Origin of the sequence: Neisseria sp. Marseille-Q2251 (assembly GCF_940793045.1) — a bacterium.
In the GTDB taxonomy this organism is placed as follows: domain Bacteria; phylum Pseudomonadota; class Gammaproteobacteria; order Burkholderiales; family Neisseriaceae; genus Neisseria.
In genome coordinates, this window is sequence record NZ_CALNWV010000001.1 from 1 (window position 1) to 17,952 (window position 17,952).

The 17,952-nt window shown below is 51.8% G+C and carries 18 protein-coding genes; 5 read left to right on the top strand and 13 right to left on the bottom strand.

From position 1 onward, the window contains the following. The 4 genes from AAG834_RS00005 to rng form a co-directional block, all read right to left on the bottom strand. A partial coding sequence (locus tag AAG834_RS00005; RefSeq protein WP_342030871.1) for a TonB-dependent receptor plug domain-containing protein occupies nucleotides 1–973 on the bottom strand: 973 nt, incomplete at its 3' end. 504 nt (nucleotides 974–1,477) lie between these two features. Beyond that, nucleotides 1,478–2,806, bottom strand: coding sequence for an ATP-binding protein (locus AAG834_RS00010; RefSeq protein ID WP_342030872.1), 1,329 nt, complete (start codon nucleotides 2,804–2,806; stop codon nucleotides 1,478–1,480). Nucleotides 2,807–2,880: 74 nt separating this feature from the next. Then, nucleotides 2,881–3,552 carry a response regulator gene (locus AAG834_RS00015; RefSeq protein WP_342030873.1) on the bottom strand — a complete coding sequence of 224 codons (672 nt, stop codon included), beginning with the start codon at nucleotides 3,550–3,552 and terminating at the stop codon, nucleotides 2,881–2,883. A gap of 261 nt (nucleotides 3,553–3,813) precedes the next feature. Further along, nucleotides 3,814–5,307 carry a ribonuclease G gene (rng, locus tag AAG834_RS00020; protein ID WP_342030874.1) on the bottom strand — a complete coding sequence of 498 codons (1,494 nt, stop codon included), beginning with the start codon at nucleotides 5,305–5,307 and terminating at the stop codon, nucleotides 3,814–3,816. Nucleotides 5,308–5,745: 438 nt separating this feature from the next. On the opposite strand from rng, the gene grxC reads away from it, so the two are divergent. Continuing rightward, on the top strand, nucleotides 5,746–6,003 hold the full coding sequence (gene grxC / locus AAG834_RS00030; protein WP_003741129.1) for a glutaredoxin 3: 258 nt from the start codon (nucleotides 5,746–5,748) through the stop codon (nucleotides 6,001–6,003). Nucleotides 6,004–6,028: 25 nt separating this feature from the next. Further along, a complete protein-coding gene (gene secB / locus AAG834_RS00035; RefSeq protein ID WP_003755109.1) occupies nucleotides 6,029–6,463 on the top strand; it encodes a protein-export chaperone SecB in 435 nt (144 codons plus the stop codon). A 1,033-nt stretch (nucleotides 6,464–7,496) separates the two neighbouring features. Here secB and AAG834_RS00040 read toward each other — a convergent pair. From AAG834_RS00040 to AAG834_RS00055, 4 genes are all read right to left on the bottom strand, one after another. Continuing rightward, nucleotides 7,497–8,366, bottom strand: a complete 870-nt coding sequence (locus tag AAG834_RS00040; protein ID WP_342030875.1) for a lipid A biosynthesis lauroyl acyltransferase — start codon at nucleotides 8,364–8,366, stop codon at nucleotides 7,497–7,499. A 179-nt stretch (nucleotides 8,367–8,545) separates the two neighbouring features. After that, nucleotides 8,546–9,016, bottom strand: a complete 471-nt coding sequence (locus AAG834_RS00045) for a YchJ family protein (RefSeq protein WP_342030876.1) — start codon at nucleotides 9,014–9,016, stop codon at nucleotides 8,546–8,548. Nucleotides 9,017–9,071: 55 nt separating this feature from the next. Then, nucleotides 9,072–9,572, bottom strand: coding sequence for a GNAT family N-acetyltransferase (locus AAG834_RS00050; protein WP_342030877.1), 501 nt, complete (start codon nucleotides 9,570–9,572; stop codon nucleotides 9,072–9,074). A gap of 18 nt (nucleotides 9,573–9,590) precedes the next feature. Beyond that, entirely contained in the window at nucleotides 9,591–10,127 is a 537-nt protein-coding gene (locus tag AAG834_RS00055; RefSeq protein ID WP_070513323.1) for an isochorismatase family protein, read from the bottom strand. 337 nt (nucleotides 10,128–10,464) lie between these two features. Between AAG834_RS00055 and AAG834_RS00060 the strand changes: the two genes are divergently transcribed. Next, nucleotides 10,465–10,779, top strand: coding sequence for a porin (locus AAG834_RS00060; protein WP_070513320.1), 315 nt, complete (start codon nucleotides 10,465–10,467; stop codon nucleotides 10,777–10,779). A gap of 225 nt (nucleotides 10,780–11,004) precedes the next feature. On the opposite strand, the gene AAG834_RS00065 is transcribed toward AAG834_RS00060, so the two are convergent. Further along, a complete protein-coding gene (locus tag AAG834_RS00065; protein WP_342030878.1) occupies nucleotides 11,005–11,487 on the bottom strand; it encodes a hypothetical protein in 483 nt (160 codons plus the stop codon). A 470-nt stretch (nucleotides 11,488–11,957) separates the two neighbouring features. Here AAG834_RS00065 and trmA point away from each other — a divergent pair, with 470 nt between their 5' ends. Further along, complete coding sequence (gene trmA, locus AAG834_RS00070) at nucleotides 11,958–13,040, top strand: tRNA (uridine(54)-C5)-methyltransferase TrmA (protein ID WP_342030879.1); 1,083 nt, start codon at nucleotides 11,958–11,960, stop codon at nucleotides 13,038–13,040. Between the two features lie 53 nt (nucleotides 13,041–13,093). Here the strand turns inward: trmA and AAG834_RS00075 are convergent, their stop codons facing one another. Genes AAG834_RS00075 through AAG834_RS00085 form a run of 3 tightly spaced genes read right to left on the bottom strand, consistent with a single transcriptional unit; the run spans nucleotide 13,094 to nucleotide 15,633 of the window. After that, nucleotides 13,094–13,741 carry an HAD family hydrolase gene (locus tag AAG834_RS00075; protein ID WP_342030880.1) on the bottom strand — a complete coding sequence of 216 codons (648 nt, stop codon included), beginning with the start codon at nucleotides 13,739–13,741 and terminating at the stop codon, nucleotides 13,094–13,096. Between the two features lie 60 nt (nucleotides 13,742–13,801). Continuing rightward, nucleotides 13,802–14,761 (bottom strand): cation diffusion facilitator family transporter, encoded by a 960-nt coding sequence (locus tag AAG834_RS00080; protein WP_342030881.1) that lies wholly within the window; start codon nucleotides 14,759–14,761, stop codon nucleotides 13,802–13,804. Nucleotides 14,762–14,805: 44 nt separating this feature from the next. Then, nucleotides 14,806–15,633, bottom strand: coding sequence for a ferritin-like domain-containing protein (locus tag AAG834_RS00085; RefSeq protein WP_342030882.1), 828 nt, complete (start codon nucleotides 15,631–15,633; stop codon nucleotides 14,806–14,808). Nucleotides 15,634–15,937: 304 nt separating this feature from the next. On the opposite strand from AAG834_RS00085, the gene lolA reads away from it, so the two are divergent. Next, entirely contained in the window at nucleotides 15,938–16,561 is a 624-nt protein-coding gene (gene lolA / locus AAG834_RS00090; protein ID WP_003741714.1) for an outer membrane lipoprotein chaperone LolA, read from the top strand. A 369-nt stretch (nucleotides 16,562–16,930) separates the two neighbouring features. Here the strand turns inward: lolA and tehB are convergent, their stop codons facing one another. Further along, on the bottom strand, nucleotides 16,931–17,788 hold the full coding sequence (tehB, locus tag AAG834_RS00095; protein WP_342030883.1) for an SAM-dependent methyltransferase TehB: 858 nt from the start codon (nucleotides 17,786–17,788) through the stop codon (nucleotides 16,931–16,933). Nucleotides 17,789–17,952 lie beyond the last annotated feature (164 nt).

Genomic DNA, 17,952 nt, shown 5'->3' on the forward strand with positions numbered 1-17,952 from the left:
GGCCGATGGGAACGCCGCCTTGAGCCGTGCCGGAGGCATGGGCTTTCGGGGAAGGCGCGCCTTTAGGCGGCTTGGTGTCGTCGGTGTTGATTTGGAAGACGTTGGCGTCGATTTTGTCGAGGAAGCCAACGTTGCGGCCGCGGTATTCCAGATTGTAGGATTGCTCTTTTTGGTAAGTACCGTCCACGCCGACGTAGCTGTCAACGTTTTGGAACTCGGCTTTGTCGGTGCGGTTGCCTTTTTGGTATTCCTGACGGTAGGTCAGGCGGATGCCGTGGTCGTCGTTGAAGTCGTAGCCGAGTTTGGCGAGGTAGCTGTGCTGTTTCAGACGACTGCCGTGGTTGACATTGCCGTTGCCGTCTTTGTAGTCGCGGTTGTTGAGGAAGTTGCCTGCAAACAGGGCATCGAAGCCGTTTTGATAGCCGTAAACCGCTGCGTTGCCGGTTGAGCCTTTATTGCTGCTCAAGCCCGCGCCGAGTTTGAAACCGAAAGGTTTGCCGTCGGTCAGCAGGTCTTTCGCATCAACCGTCGTTACGCGGATGGTACCGCCGACCGCGCCCAAACCCGCACTCGCCGCACCTGTGCCTTTTTCGACGTTGATGCTTTTCACTAAAGCAGGGTCAAGCTGGAATCGGCTTTGGTGGTGGAAAATTTTGGTGGATTGGCTGGTGCCGTCTACTTCCAAATTAATCTTGTCTTCGCCGACGCCGCGGATGCTGTAAAACTGCGCCACGCCGTTGCCGCCGCCGACATCCATGCCGATTTGGTCTTTCATGACTTGTTTCAAATCGGTCGAAGTTTCGCGGTCAAGCTGGTTGCGGGTAACGCGGGTCGGTACGGCAGTACCGGTAACGACGACTTCTTTTAATTCGGCTGTCGCTTCGGGCTTGATATTTTCAGCGTGGGCAAAGCCTGAAGACAGTGCCAGCACCATGATGCTGAAACGGAAGGCGGGGGAATGGGGGGATTTCATATTCTTCCTCTCGATGGGTTTTGACGGGTTACGTTAATTTGAGAGTGCGTATTCTAATATTAATTGATAATGATTTGCAAAATATAATTTATAAAAAGAATATTAATCATAATTTTGACGGATGGTATGGATTGAAGCTCTATGACCGAACCGGATGGAAATCGGATTTTTGAAGGGGGACGATATTTTTGATGTTTGGTGCGGCGTGCGTGTTTGGTGAGGGCGGCTGGTTTGCGGATGTTGGAAACGCGTTTTATAGTGGATTAAATTTAAACCAGTACGGCGTTGCCTCGCCTTAGCTCAAAGAGAACGATTCTCTAAGGTGCTGAAGCACCAAGTGAATCGGTTCCGTACTATCTGTACTGTCCGCTGCTTCGTCGCCTTGTCCTGATTTAAATTTAATCCAATATAATAAATTTGATGCGGATGATGTGATGAAGGGGAATGAAAGAAGGTCGTCTGAAAACCTTGAAACTCGGTTTTCAGACGACCTTTTTGTTTTGCTTAGTCGGCTCGGAGAAGCTGTTTGTTGAGTTCCGCCTGTATCAGCAGGCCGTGGGCGAAGTTGCGGCTGTCGGCGAGGATGAGTTTGCCGCCGTAGCGTTTGGCGATGGCGTCGGCGATGGAGAGTCCGAGTCCGGTGCCTTGCTGTTCCGTGCCGAGTATGCGGTAGAATGCGTCGGTTACGCGGCTGCGTTCGGCGGCGGGGATGCCGGGGCCGTCGTCTTCCACCCAGATGGTGAGGGTGGTCGGGGTCTCGCTGAAACCTATATCGATGCGGCCGCCTGCGGGGGTGTAGCGGATGGCGTTGTCGGTGAAGGTTTTGATGAGGGTGTAGATTTCGGTGTCGTCGGCTCGGATGCGCAGGTCGTTTACAACGGCGACGCCGATGTCTTGCTGTTTGTTGAGGGCAAGGGGCATGAGTTCTTGCAGCACGCGGCGGAACTGGGCTTGCAGACTGATGTCGGTCAGGTTGCGTTGGGTTTCGGAACCTTGGGCGCGGGCGTGGGTCAGGAGCTGCTCGAGCAGGTGGCGGTTGCGCTGTATGCTTTGGAGGATGAGTCCGGTCTGTTCGCGGGCTTCGTCCGATTGGGGCAGTTTGGTGAGCCGTTCTGCCTGAAGGGAGAGGGCGGTCAGTGGGCTGCGCAGTTCGTGGGCGGCATCGGCGATGAAGCGTTGCTGGCGGCGGATGTTTTCGCCTGTTCGTTGCAGCAGTTGGTTGATGGCGGTAACGAAGCCTTGTATTTCGCTGGGCACGCCTTCTCCGTCCAGCGGCGAGAGGTCGTCTGAACGGCGTTGTCCGAGGGAGGCGGAAAGGGTCTTAACGGGACGCATGGCGCGATAGGTGATCCATACGGTCAACAGGATCATGAGGGGCAGGGCGATGAGCAGCGGGAGGACGCTTTGGTAGGCGGCGGTGGCTGCGAGGTCGTCGCGGTATTCGGTTTCTTGGAGTACGGCGATTTTGCCTTGCGGGGTTTGGTGGATGTAGGCGCGGTATTCATCGTCATCATCGTCGTCGTCATCAACGCCGCCTTTGATGGTGTGGAATCCTTCGCCGAGTGTGTTGGACAGGGGGACGGTGTCTTCTTGTCCGAAGGTTTGGATGAGGATGTGGTTTTCGCTGCCTATTTGTGTGTAGTCGGTGGTTTTGGGGTTGATGTAGGCGGCGGTTTGGCGCAACAGGTCGTCCTGAAGCTCTTCGGCTTCATGGTAGGTTTGGTAATAGGAGAATGCGCCTGCGATGATGGACAAGGGCAGGAACATCAGTATCAGGGCGATGCTGATACGGACTTGCAGGGATTGTTTGAGGGTCTGGATAAAGTGATGCATAGTGTGTTTGGCGAGGCTGTTTTAGGTTTTGTTATTAATTATGGCATGGGCGGGCGGATACGCGGTTTGAGGTTTCAGACGACCTCTTTTGCGACCAGCCAGCCTACGCCGCGTACGTTTTGGATGTGTTCTTTGCCGAGCTTTTTGCGTAGGGCGTGGATGAGGAAATCGACGGCGTTGCTTTCGACTTCTTCGCCCCAGCCGTAGATTTTGTCTTCAAGGTCGCTGCGGGAAAGGATAATGCCGGGGCGCATCATCAGGGCTTGGAGGACGGCAAATTCTTTGTTGCTCAGGAGGACGGGTTTGTCTTGTCCTTGTACTTCGACTTGGTAGGTGGCGGGGTTGAGGGTGAGCGTGCCGTTGGTCAGCAGGGTTTGGCTGTGGCCGCTGTGGCGGCGCAGGACGGCGCGTATACGGGCTTGCAGCTCCGCCATGTCGAAAGGTTTGACGATGTAGTCGTCGGCGCCGCCGTCCAGTCCGTTGAGGCGGCTGTGGAGGTCGTCGCGGGCGGTTACGATGAGGACGGGGGTTTTGCTGCCTTCGTGTCGGATTTGGGTGAGAACATCCAACCCGTCTTTGCCGGGCAGTCCGAGGTCGAGCAGCAGCAAGTCGTAGTTCTGCGCCTGAAGGGCGGTAGAAACTTGGCTGCCGTTTTTTACCCAATCGACGGCATAGCCGCTGTCTTTGAGGTTGGCGGCTACGGCTTGGGCAATCATGTGGTCGTCTTCTGCAAGCAATACGCGCATGGTTTTCTCCTTAATTAATGGGAGGATAGCAGGGGAAAATTAGGAAGGGTTTAGCGGGAGGTCGTCTGAAAGGGATGGATGGTTTTCAGACGACCTTTTGTTGTTTTTCCGTACTTTATCGGGTTCCTTCGGCGTGGGTTCTGCTTAGTATGTTGGACATTTTTTTCTATTTCTAAAGGAATACTGCACTTGAATGGTTTGCCGATTTTGCCAAAAGGTCGTCTGAAAACCCCGATTCCGTTTTCAGACGACCTTTTGTCTTTACAGCAACACAATATCGTATTGTTCCTGCGTGTAAGCGGTTTCGACTGCCAACGAAATCGGTTTGCCGATAAAGTCGATGAGCATCGCCAGCGATTGCGATTCTTCGTCGAGGAAGAGGTCGATGACGTTGGGCGCGGCGAGGATGCGGAAGGACTGCACGTCGTAACGGCGGGCTTCGCGGACGATTTCGCGCTGGATTTCGTAACAGATGGTCTGCGGCGTTTTCAGACGACCCCTGCCTTGGCAGGACGGGCAGGGTTCGCAGAGGATTTGGCTGAGGTTTTCGCGCGAACGTTTGCGGGTCAATTCGACCAAACCCAAGCTGGTGAAGCCGTTGAGGGTAACGCGGGTACGGTCGAAGGCGAGGGCTTTGGCAAGCTCTTGCAACACGGCTTCGCGGTGGGCTTCCTGCGCCATGTCGATGAAGTCGATGATGATGATGCCGCCGAGGTTGCGCAGCCTTAATTCGCGGGCAATGGTGTGGCAGGCTTCAAGGTTGGTGCGGAAGATGGTTTCGTCGAAATTGCGCGCGCCGACGAAGCCGCCGGTGTTCACGTCTATCGTGGTCATGGCTTCGGTGGACTCGATAATCAGGTAGCTGCCGAAGTTGAGGTTGACGCGCGGTTGCAGGGCGCGGTTGATTTCCTGTTCGACGTTGTGGGTTTCAAACAGCGGGCGTTCGCCTTTAAACAGCTCTATCCTGCCCAATGCGCCGTGGACGTATTGCTCGGCAAAACGGGTCATGCGGCGGTGGTTTTCGGTTGAATCGACCAGAATTTTTTGCGTGTCGAGGCTGAACATATCGCGCAACACGCGCAGGCTCAAAGGCAAATCCTGATAAAGCAGGGTTTCCGGCGGCTGGGTTTTTGCTTGTTCTTGAATGTGTTCCCACACTTTGGTCAGGTAGTGGATGTCGGACTGAAGCTGCTCGTCGGTGGCGTTTTCGGCGTTGGTGCGGATGATGTAGCCGTGGCACGCGTCTTCTGGTAACAGGTTGGTCAGGCGTTCGCGCAGGCTGTTGCGCTCAGCATCGTCTTCGATGCGCTGGGAAATACCGATGTGGTCTTCCTGCGGAAGGTGGACGAGGAAACGCCCGGCCAGCGAGATTTGAGTGGAAAGGCGCGCGCCTTTGGTGTTAATCGGGTCTTTGATGACCTGCACCAAAACCGACTGCCCTTCAAACAGCATATGCTCGATACGCTGGGTTTCGTCGGGGTTGCGGCGTTGTTCGAGGACATCGACGATGTGCAGAAACGCCGCACGTTCCAAACCGATGTCGATAAACGCGCTCTGCATGCCGGGCAACACGCGGCGCACCACGCCCAGATAAATATTGCCGACCAGACTGTGACCGCTGTTGCGTTCGATGTGCAGCTCGCAGATATTGTTTTCTTCCAACACCGCCACGCGCGTTTCCTGCGGCGTAATGTTGACGAGCACGGTTTCGGGCGGACGGACGGCGTCCTTCGGGATAGGGATTCCTGAAAGCATGGTTTTAGTTCCTGATTTTTAATAAGAAATATAGTAGATTAAATTTGAACCAGACTGATGTTGCCCAAACCTGAAAAATGATCGGCTGATTGTGTTGCTGTTCTGACTCAAATTTAATCTACCATCCGCTTGCCGTCGGTTTTGTGGAAAATATAGTGGATTAACTTTAAACCAGTACGGCGTTACCTCGCCTTGCCGTACTATCTGTACTGTCTGCGGCTTCGTCGCCTTGTCCTGATTTAAATTTAATCCACTATAAATGGCAAAAGCGGTTCGGATTGCCGTTTATCATACTTTAAAAACGGCGTTTTGGCACATGGGCGGCAGGCAGCCCTTACGCCCCGAAAACAAAGATTCAGGCAAAATAGCCGATTTCAAGTATTGTAAAATAAACCATATGCCCATATAGTGAACCCCATTAGAACTCTGAAAACAATCATGCAAACCGTTACGATGTACACAGGCGCGTTCTGCCCCTACTGCACTATGGCTAAAAAGCTGCTGCATTCGCTGGGCGTCGCCGAAATCAACGAAATCCGCGTCGACCGCAGCCCCGAAGCCTTTGCCGAAATGCAGCAGCTTTCAGGGCAGCGCAGCATACCGCAAATTTTCATCGGCGATACCCACGTCGGCGGTTTCACCGATTTGTACGGCCTGCACCGCGAAGGCAGGCTGGATTCTTTATTAAACCCGTAACTTTAAACCCAACTAGGAAAACAAAATGAGCGAAGAATTGCAACCCGTATTCAGCATCGAACGCCTGTTCGTCAAAGACCTGTCTTTGGAAGTGCCCAACGCCCCCCAAATCTTCTTGGAACAAGGCGAGCCTGAAGTCGATATGCGCGTTTCCACCAACAGCGAGAAGCTGGAAGACGGCTACTACAACGTTGACGTAACCGTTACCGTAACCGCCAAACTCAACGCCGAGCGTACCATGTTCCTCAACGAAGTGACCCAAAGCGGCATCTTCCGTCTGGAAAACATCCCTGAAGAAGACGTTCAACTGCTCTTAGGCGTAGCCTGCCCGAACATCCTCTTCCCTTACGCACGCGAAGCCATTTCCACCAGCGTAACCCGCGCCGGCTTCCCGCCCGTACTGCTCGCTCCGATCAACTTCGAAGCCATGTACCAGCAACAACAAGAAGGCAACGCATAATCCGCGCTCCCTGTATGTCAAAAGGTCGTCTGAAAAATGTTTCAGACGACCTTTTTGTATGGTGGATTTCAATAACGTGATGCTTTGTTTGCCCGTTATAGCGGATTGACTTTAAACCAGTACGGCGTTGCCTCGCCTTAGCTCAAAGAGAACGATTCTCTAAGGTGCTGAAGCACCAAGTGAATCGGTTCCGTACTATCTGTACTGTCTGCGGCTTCGTCGCCTTGTCCTGATTTAAAGTTAATCCACTATATTTGCGTTTGAGGCGGTGTGGGGCGGTTCTGTTTTGTTCACCGTAAACCCTTGTGGGTGTAATGAAGCGGATGAACAAAAAAAGGAGGCAATCCCCCACAGGATTGCCCCAATACCTCAAATCAGAGATTTACGCTTCACAAACAATACAGGCTTTCGCCTGCGGCTTTACCTGCACGGCTCAACTCCGTGCGGGTAAACTTTTGTTCCGAGGGAGTGAGTCTCGAAACATCCACTTGCAAGCTGGAAGCTTGCAGTAGGAAACCGGAGTATCAAATCTTACCAGTACGGCTGTAATTTTATGTAACGAAATTTACGCGAAAATTTTGGGTTTGCCAAGTGGTTTACATTATTTTTTTATGTAAAATATATATTTATAATATTCCAATATTTATAAAAAATCTAGAATATAATTCTATTAATTTTAAATTTATATAAATATTAAAATTATATTTTTATAAATTTGGCATTATATTCTTTAATGGATGGCTGATGCAATTGATTTTTTTAAAAATGTTATTTTATAACGCTTTGATTTTAAATTAAATTAAATTTAATATGTTAATCAAATTTTTGCATCATATTTATGTTTTACGGGAAATACGCCGGTTTTTTCCTCTGTTTCCCGTTTAATGGGGTTGAATATCCATTTTATCCAAAGAGTTAATGTGAAAAATTCTCAATTGAAGATTTGTTACTATCGTTGTTAATTTTCGATTTAATAGAAATGATAAAAGCCCGAATATGACGGACTTTGCTTTTTGTTGTAACTGTATGTAATTCAATAAAATCCCTGTTCGCCTTCGGGACGGGTTTTGAAGCGTTTGTGCAGCCAGAAATATTGCTCGGGATTTTCCCTTGCCCGCGCTTCGATAAAGTCGTTCATGCGTTGGGTGTCGGCTACAACGTCGTCTGAAGGGAAGTTTTCCCATGCCGGATAGAAACGCAGCGTAACGGTGTTGTCGGCATTGCGCGTAGGGATGGCAGGAATGACTTTGGCTTTCGTCATACCGGCGATGCGGCTTAAGCCTGTAATCGTGGCGGTGGGGATGCCGAAGAAGTTGACGAAGATGGAGTCGTTGCGGCCAAAATCTTGGTCGGGCAGGTAAAGGAAGGGGGCGTCGCTTTTGCGCAGTTGCTTGATAATCGCGCGCAGGCCTTCGGTGCGTCCGATAAGGAAAACGTTGTTGTAGCGGTGGCGGCCTTTGAGGATTTGTTCGTCCAACGCTTTGTTTTTTTGGTGCGAATACATGCTGGTCAGCGGCACGTCCTGATTGAGGGTGTAAACCGCCATTTCAAATGCGGTGAAATGCGGATAAAGCAGGATGACTTTTTCGCCCGCCGCGAGCGCGTCGTCAAGATGGTGTTTGTCTTGATAATGCACGAGTTTGCGCAGCCTGTCGGCAGGCGCGTACCAATACAGGCCGTATTCGAGCATCAGCTTCGCCATGTGCTGAAAATGGCGTTTGAGCACGGCTTTGCGTTTGTCTTCGCTCCATTCGGGAAAGCATTTTCTAAGGTTGGTCTCGCCGACTTTTCGGCGCGGTTTGACGGCGTAATAGGCAAGGATGCCCACTGCGTCGGCGATTTTGTGTATGGCCTTGAAGGGCAGGAGCTGGATGAGGTAGAGGAGGAAAAAGGCGGCTTTCATGTCGTCTATTGAGGAATGGGGCGGGAAAAAGGGAATTATAACGGAAAGGGCTGTTTTTCAGGCGGATTGAGGTGGGGAAAGCGGGAAGGATTGGCGGCATTTTTGAAACCGGTGTTCTCAGGAGACGCAGCCTGTCCGCGGGCATGGTTTCAAATTTGCCTGCGGATGGGCAGGGTTTGTTATTTGAAAAAACGGCCGCAGCAGGCTTTGAATTTTTTGTGCGAACCGCAGATGCAGTCTTGTTTCATGCCGGGTAAGGGCGTGGTCGGGTCGATGAAATACCAGCGGTTGCCGATTTTGACGAAGGCGGATAATTCATGATGGCAGGCAGTTTCCTGACCGTCTTGAAAATAGGCTTTGAATTCGACTTGGGCGTGTTGTTTGCCGACATTGGCGTGTTGTATGACTTCCAAACCCAGCCAATGGGTCGTCTGACTCCATGCCAGCATATCGGCTTGATCGAGCAGGTGTTGCTGGGAAGGGACAGTCGTTTCAACGATATAGGCGATATCGTGCAAAACATAGGCGCTGTATCTGGAACGCATCAGCTGTTCGGCGGTTTGCGGCAGGTTTTCGTGACGGTGGAACGGGGCGCAACAGTCGTTGTAGGTTTGTCCTGAAGAGCAGGGGCAGATTTGGGGGGCGGTCATTTTGGTTTGGAGCGGGTAGTGTTTGGGAAAGGTTTGCGGTTTGGCTGTCGGGGATTCAATCGACTAATTTTTTGCCTAAGATGACAACATCGGCTTGCTGCGTTCCTAAGTCGCATACGGCGGGCAATCGTCCCCATTCCGTAAAGCCGAACTGGTGAAACAGGTGCAGGCTGGGGTAGTTATGTCCGAAGATGACTGCCAATATGTTTTTAATGCCCAAGGACGGTGCGCGTTCGAGCACATTTTGCAGCAGGATTTTGCCTACGCCGATACCGCGCGCGTCATGGCGGACATAGAGGCTGATTTCTGCGCTGATGTGATAGGCATGGCGCGGGTAGTAGTCGCTGAGGCTGCACCATGCCAAAACCGTACCGTCTTTATTTTTCAATACATACAGAGGCCGCTTGCCGCCGTGCGCGTCGAACCATGGTTTGCGTTCGGCAATGCTGACGGGCGTCAGGTCGGCAGTGGATTGGCGGGCGGCTATGGTGCTGTTGTAAATCTCGACAATGTCGGGCAGGTCGGTTTTGGCGGCTTCGGTGATGGTGTATTGCATTCAGACGACCTTAACAGGCTATTGAATCAGTTTGGAAACGGTTTTGAAGGCGGGGTGGCGGGCGTCGCCCAGCAATTGGAACAAAATGCTTTCCACATTGGAAACGGTGGCGCGGGCTTCGCGCATTTGCGCCAGACCGTTTTCTTTGTTTGCGGGGGAACGGGATGTCGTGCATTCAAAGGGGACGTAAACATTGAAACCTTCCAAGCGCAAATCCAATACGGTTTGCAGCATGCAGATATGGGTTTCTGCGCCGATTAAGATGATGTTTTGGACGGCTGCCTGCGTCAAAATCGCGTGTGTTTCGGGGGAAAGGGCGGAGAAACGGGTTTTTTCGATGAAGGGCGTGGTTTCGGGCAGCAGCAGCGATACGGCGGGAACCGTTTTGCCCAAGCCTTTCGGATATTGCTCGGTCACGGCAAACGGGACGCCTAAGGCGTGAAGCCCCTGTATCAGGATACGGCTGTGGTGCAGCATATCGTCTTTGTCGTGCAGGGCGGGGAGGAGGCGTTCTTGGATGTCGATAATCAGACACAGGGTGTTTTCGGGATTCATAAATATTCCTTTCGCGCCAAGTGGAGGGTGTATTCCATTATAGCGAAAGCCGGTGTGTCTGTAATGGCTGCGGCTTTGATGGTCGCGTTTCCATTTGTCGCCGGATGGTAAAGCCCAGGATGGCGAGGTGCGGCTTCGGTTTGAAGCGTATCTGCCGTTCAAAACGTATACGGTCGGCATGGGAAGTTTGAATCTGATTTGACGCTTTTCAGACGACCCTTTGCATGAATTTTCTTTCTTCGTTCAAACACAAACGCTTAGGACGGTAGAATTCGCCTTGCACTAACCCTTCCCGCCTGCTTGTGCAGAAGGGATGTCACATAAGGAGCATTTCATAATGAAGAAAATTCTGATTTTGTCTTTACTCGCACTGCCAGTCTTGGCGACGGCGGAAGTTCATTTTTACGGCGATTTGAAAGCTGGAGTGGAAGCTTCCAACACCCAATACGGCAGCCACAGAATTTCCAATAACGGCGTAAGCGACATGGGCAGCTATGTCGGTATGCGCGGTTCGCATCCTATCGGCGGCAGCAATGATGTATTGTGGCAGGTCGAACAAGATACGCCCTTGGGTTCGAAAACCGGTGCCAAAGACACTTGGCGCAGCCGCAACCAAGGCAGCGGAGAGACTTATATCGGCTTCGGGCGTTAAAAGAAATAAGGTTCTATCCCGGTTAAGATAAGCAACAGGTCGTCTGAAAACGTTTCGCATGGGTGCGGATGTTTTCAGACGACCTTTTTGTCTATATTTAGGGGCGCGTTTGTATTCGCACTGACTCGTCATGGGAAGATTGGTACAGCGTGTGACCGATACCCCGCTATCACTGGTTTTGACGGCAGAAGCGGAGTTTGCAAACCAATCTTTTGATTAAACGCTTTATTTAGCCTGAGCGTTTTTCTGTTCTTGGATAATCCATTTGGCCAAATCCGTACCCAAAACTTTGGCCGTCCGGTTCAGGACGGAACAAGAACCTTTAAAACCGCCAAACATGCCGCCCATAGAATTGCGGGAGAATGTGGTTTTTTTGACTTGTTTGCCGTCAATATACAAAGTCACAGAAACAGCCATGCCCTTGGCGTGTCCTACAAAGGCATTGCCTGCGCTCATGGCGGAAGTGATGGCGATGTCTGCGTAAGTGTCTTGTTTCAGACCATCGCGAACGACGGTCACCCCGCTTTTTGCCGCGCTTTCCTGCAAGGATTCGGACATAATGCTGCCGACTTCTAAACACTCGGATACGATGCGGTTATCAATCTCTTCTTTATCGCGATAGTGGATGTTTTCGTCAATGTGAACATCGGCACCGGCGAATGCGGAAGCGGACAAGAAGGCGGCAATGAGGAAGCGTTTGGCGGACATGATGGGTACCCAAGATGAAATGTTAAAAAGAGTGAATATTCTATAATGTTATTTTTACTTAATCAATATAGATTGAATGGGTAAATCGATGGAATGCCGGGCCGGAAGTTTCGCTGAAATTTAGGCATGCCTTTTTGCTTGTAGATCAGAAAAAATATAGTGGATTAACTTTAAACCGGTATGGCGTTGCCTCGCCTTAGCTCAAAGAGAACGATTCTCTAAGGTGCTGAAGCACCAAGTGAATCGGTTCCGTACTATCTGTACTGTCTGCGGCTTCGTCGCCTTGTCCTGATTTAAATTTAATCCACTATAACGGCTGCCCGAGTGGCTTCCAAAATTTTTTGAAACTGCTTAAGAAGGCATTTAAGGGGTATTGGGGGCGGTGGGTTTGCTGTTTTTGGCGCAGTGCCGTAATCTGCTCTTTGAACTATATTATAATGCGCTGATTGTTTTTATTAGATTAATCTGACATGACTGCTTATACGCAACAGCTTGACCAAAAAATCCAATACTTGCAACAGCTTTTCCAAGGTTTGGATTTTCCTGAAATTCAAGTTTTCGAATCTCCCGAACAGCATTACCGGATGCGCGCCGAATTCCGCATCTGGCACGAAGGCGGCGAAATGTTTTACGCCATGTTCGAGCGCGGACAGAAAGCAAGCGGCGCAAGCCTGATACGTTGCGACCAATTTCCCGCCGCCTCCGAGTCCATCAACGCATTAATGCCCAAGCTCATCGAAGCCGCCGTGCAAAATCCCGAACTCAAAAACCGCTGGTACGCCGTAGAATTTTTGTCTGCACTGAGCGGCGAGATGCTCGTTACCATGATTTACCACAAAAAGCTGGACGAAGCGTGGCAACGTGCCGCCGAAACCTTGGCGCGTGAATTGGGCATTCATATTATCGGTCGGAGTAGGGGGCAGAAAATCGTTTTGACTCAAGACTATATAACCGAAGAGCTGAACGTAAACGGCAAGACCTTCCGCTACCGCCAAGTCGAAGGCAGCTTTACTCAGCCCAACGCCCGCGTGTGCGAAAAAATGCTCGGCTGGGCGTGCGATGTTGCGCAAAACCTCGGCGGCGACCTGCTCGAACTCTACTGCGGCAACGGCAATTTCACCCTGCCGCTCTCGCAGCATTTTCGTCAGGTTTTAGCAACCGAAGTGTCCAAAACTTCCGTTTACGCCGCACAGTGGAACATCGAAGCCAACCAAAGGGACAACATCAAAATCGCCCGCCTCTCCGCTGAAGAATTCACTGAAGCCTACACGCAAAGCCGCGAATTTCGCCGCCTGCAAGAGCAGGGCATCTCGCTGAAAGAGTATGATTTTTCCACGATTTTTGTCGATCCGCCCCGCGCCGGCGTCGATGATGAAACGTTGAAGCTGGTTTGCCAGTTTGACAACATTATCTATATTTCCTGCAATCCCGAAACCCTGCGCGCGAACCTCGACACCCTCTGCCAAACCCATACTGTCGAACGCGCCGCGTTGTTTGACCAGTTCCCGTTTACGCACCATATCGAAAGCGGCGTTTATTTGAAGAAGAAATAAAGAAGCGGATTTGAAAAGGTCGTCTGAAAATTTTCAGACGACTTTTTTTCGTTTTACAGAATCTTCAGCAAATCCGAAGGCGCTGCGATACGGTGGTCGAACGGCCATGTTTCGGTTTGGTCTTCGGCGGCGATATAGCCCCAGTCGGCAAGTACGGTTTTCATGCCCGCGTTGCGTCCGGCCTGCATGTCGCGTTCGGCGTCGCCGACGTAAACCGTGTGTTGCGGGTCGGCATGGATTTGTTCGCACGCATACAGCATGGGTTTGACGTTGGGTTTGGATTCGCCGCAGGTGTCGCCGCTGACGACGACGGTGGGCGGGATGGCGAAGCTGAGTTTGGGGACGAGTTTGTCGGTGAAGCGCATGGGTTTGTTGGTGATGATGCCCCATTTGATGCCGCGTTTGTCGAGTTCGGCAATCATTTCGTTCACGCCGTCGAACAGCGTGGTTTTGTCGGCATAGCAAAGGCTGTATGCTTCAAGGCACTCTTGCCGCCATGCTGCGAAATCAGGATGTTCGGCAGTCATGCCGACGCCGATTTTCAAAAGACCGGCCACGCCGTGGCTGGCATACGGGCGGATTTCCGCGATGCTTTTTTCGGGCAGGTTATGGCGGCGCAATACGGTGTTGAGTGCGCCGCCGAGGTCTAGGGCGGTGTCGGCGAGCGTGCCGTCGAGGTCGAACAATACGGCTTGTATCATGTGTTTTCCTTTGGTTTTTCGATGGGGTCGTCTGAAAAGGGTTTCAGACGACCTTTGGGTTTAGTGGTGGTGATGGTGTGCGCCGTCGGTCTCGTTGGCACACAAGACGCTGTCGGGATGCGGATGGTGTTCGCTTTCGATTTGGATGGTGCAGTGTCCGATGTTTTTGTGGGACAACTCGTGTTCGATGCGGTAGGCGATTTGTTCGGATTCGGCAACGGTCATGCTGCCGTTCACGACGATGTGGCAGGATAAAACGTTGATATTGCTGGTAATCGTCCAGACGTGTAAGTCGTGGACGGATTTGACGCCGTCGGTGTTGCGGATGACGGCGAGCAAGTCGTCGGTGTGGATGTTTTCGGGCGCGCCTTCCATGAGGATGTGCAGCGTTTGTTTGAGCAGACTCCAGCCGCTGCGTCCGACCAGCGCAGCAACGAACACGCTGGCGAGCGGATCCGCCCATTTCCAGCCGAACGCCATCATGAGCACGGCGGCGGCAATCGCGCCGATTGAGCCGACAAGGTCGCTCAAAACGTGCAGATACGCGCCGCGCATGTTGACGTTGGCTTCGGTGTCGCTGTTTTTCAGCATGTAAACCGCCACGCCGATGTTGACCAGCAGGCCGACAACGCTGATCACGAGCATCCCCAGCGTGGCGATTTCGGGCGGATAAAGCAGGCGTTTGACAGCTTCGTAGAAAATCAGCACGGCGATGACCACCAGCGACAAGCCGTTGAACATGGCGGTGAGGATTTCAAAACGTTTGTAGCCGAAGGTCTTTTGCAGCGTGGTTTCTTTTTCGCCGAGTTTGAACGCCCACAATGCCACGCCCAAGGAAAATGCGTCGCTGAACATATGCCCTGCGTCGGAAAGCAGCGCGAGCGAGTGGGTCAGCCAGCCGCCGACCGCCTCCAGCAGCATAAAGGCGGCGATGATGATGAACGACACGCGCAATACTTTTTTGTTGGCGGTATGCGTGTGGGCGTGTGCGTGATGATGGTGTTCGTGATGGTGAGACATAACGTTCCTCAACAGAGGTCGTCTGAAAATCCGGATTCAGGGTTTCAGACGACCTTTTTGCCTTGTTTCAAACCCTGTTCGAAATCTTCCAACATATCCAGCTCGAAGCGGCTGAAGCCCGCTTTTTCCCGCGCTTCGATGTTCACATAGCCGCGGAAGATAAACATATCGTAACGGGCAATCAGACTGCGGAACAGGGCGACAGGTTCCAAACCGCGTTCGCGGCAGAGGTGCTGATACCAATGGTTGCCGATAGCGACATGGCCCACTTCGTCGCGGTAAATGATGTCCAACACGCCGCAGGTTTCCGAATCGCCGCGCTGTTCCACCTTCGCGCGTATCCCCGGCGTAACGTCCAGCCCGCGCGCCTCCAATACGCGCGGCACCAACGCCATGCGTAATAGCGGGTCGTAGGCGGTTTTATACGCCATGTCCCACAAATGGTTGTGCGCCTCGAAATCGCCGTAATCGAAGCTGAAAGCGCGCAGCCTTTCGCGCATCAGGCGGAAGTGGTACACCTCTTCCTTCGCCACCCGCACCCAGTCGCGCAAAAACTGAAACGGCAGCGTGCGGAAACGGTATGCCGCGTCCAAAGCCAGATTGATGGCGTTGAACTCGATATGCGCAATCGCGTGCAGCATCGCCGCATAGCCTTCGGTCGTGTTCATCTTGCGCGGCGTCAGCTGCGACGGCGCGACCAAAACAGGCTTCGGCGGCCGTCCCGCGTGGCGGAAGTCCTGCGGCGCAGCGTTTGCTTCAGCACCGTATATGTTCTGAACGGCGGCAAACGCCTCATCCGTCAGCCGTCCTTTTTCATCGGGGTCGTCTGAAAGCAGGGCAAGTTCCAGCAAAGCATAAATATCAGGTTTCATCCCAAGTCCGCCGTTTTTCGGAAAACAAATATTATAGCGTTTAAAAAAAACAATATAAGGAATATAATCTTTACAATTTGGCGTTCAGCATCAAAAACCCTTAAATACCACAGTTTGCATAGTCGGCATACATTAAAGAATTGTGAAACCCGATTGTCTTTTCCGCAGGAAAAAATCCCGCAGCTTCAAAAAATTAGCCCTCGGAAAACACTGTTTGCAAAATGTAAACCGCCCATAAGCGGCTTGCATTGTTATTTTGTAACATCGATACTGGGCGCCACACCCCTTCCAACAAGGAAAAATAATGATGAAACAACACAACCTGTTCAAACTTCTCGCTGCTTCCGCCCTGACCGCAACCATCGGTTTCGCGCAGGCGGGCGCAGTAGATGCACTCAAAAAATTCAACAACGACGCCGACGGTATCAGCGGCAGCTTCACCCAAACCGTCCAAGGCAAAAAGAAAACCCAAACCGCACACGGCACTTTCAAAATCCTGCGCCCGGGCCTTTTCAAATGGGAATACACCAAGCCCTACAAACAAACCATCGTAGGCGACGGTCAAACCATTTGGCTCTATGACGTTGATTTGGCACAAGTGACCAAGTCCGCCCAAGACCAAACCATCGGCGACAGCCCCGCCGCCATCCTCTCCAACAAAACCGCCCTTGACAGCAGCTACTCGCTCAAAGAAGACGGCTCGTCCAACGGCATCGATTACGTCTTGGCAACGCCTAAGAAAAACAACGCCGGCTACCAATACATCCGCATCGGCTTCAAAGGCGACAACCTCGCCGCCATGCAGTTGAAAGACAGCTTCGGCAACCAAACCTCCATCACCTTCGGCAGCTTGAACACCAAGCCCAACCTTTCGCGCGGCGCATTCAAGTTCACCCCACCCAAAGGCGTGGATGTGTTGAGCAACTGATTGTTTGATAATAAAAAGGTCGTCTGAAACCCAATTTTCGGTTTCAGACGACCTTTTTGTTTGTTATAGTGGATTAACAAAAATCAGAATAAGGCGACGAAGCCGCAGACAGTACAGATAGTACGGAACCGATTCACTTGGTGCTTCAGCACCTTAGAGAATCGTTCTCTTTGAGCTAAGGCGAGGCAACGCCGTACTGGTTTAAAGTTAATCCACTATAGTGATGTTGCGTTGGGTGTCAGTTATCCGTAGTCAACACGATTCAGCTTTTGAAGTGTAACTCGGATGGTTGGTGGGCAATATTGGAGACTCTCTAAGAAAGCTAATGCCCAAAGGTCGTCTGAAAACATTTCAGACGACCCCATTCGTTTACGCTTCAGGCTTTTTCGCCAACATAGTGACAAACTTAAACTGTATCGGATTGCCCGCCGCATCTTTCGCGTGCATCGCGCCGAGTTCTTCTTTGTATTCGGCAATCTCCCAGCCGCGGTAGTATTCGCGCAACTCGCCTTCTTTAAATTTAAACGGGAAAGGCATAGGGCAGGGGAAGTCTTCGGTGTCCATCGCCGAAACAATCAGGTTGTAGCCGCCGGGGTTGGTGTGCGCCTGCATATCGGCAATCACTTGCGGCACAAAGCGCGGTTGCAGGAACATAAACACAACCGTCGCCACGATATAGTCGAAATGGTCTTGAAGGTTGGCGGCATTCAAATCATATTCCAACGCCCGAACGTCCAAGCCTTCGATACGCGCCAACTCGTTGACGTTTTGCACCGCCTGCGGATTGTTGTCCACGGCGGTGACGTCGAATCCCTTCAAGCCTAAAAACAGCGCATTGCGCCCCTGACCGCAGCCCATATCCAAAGCCTTGCCCGCAGGAACTACATCTTCCGCAGCCACGACCGCCGAATGGGTTGCGCTCATGCCGTATTTTTTATGGAAATAATCTTTTGCCGCGCAATAAAGCGAGAGCTTGATTTCCGTGTCGTCCGTCAAAGGCTCGACTGTAAACTGTTGCTGCGGCGCGATCATGTGATCGCCGTCTTCGGCAGACAGCTCAGTAGAAGCATTATCGGCTTCCGTCAATTTCAGACGACCTTGCGATACGTTCATGCAAGCCCATTCCCCTTCGTCAAACGCATGACCCGCCCGCAGCGCGTCGGGAATCTCGTCTGCCTGCCAAACCGGCAGCTCCTGATAGCAACAAAGTTCCATTTGTCCGTCCATTGTCGATCCTTTTAATCTGTTTTCGATAAGGTGCATATTATATGCCTGTTTGCGCATCTGAAGAATTGGGCGGTTGTAAATCGATTATGTTCAGTTTGCGGACTGCCCGTCCATGCTGATTTTCAGGTGCGGACAACAAGCCGTCAGATTTGTTTTCAAGAATT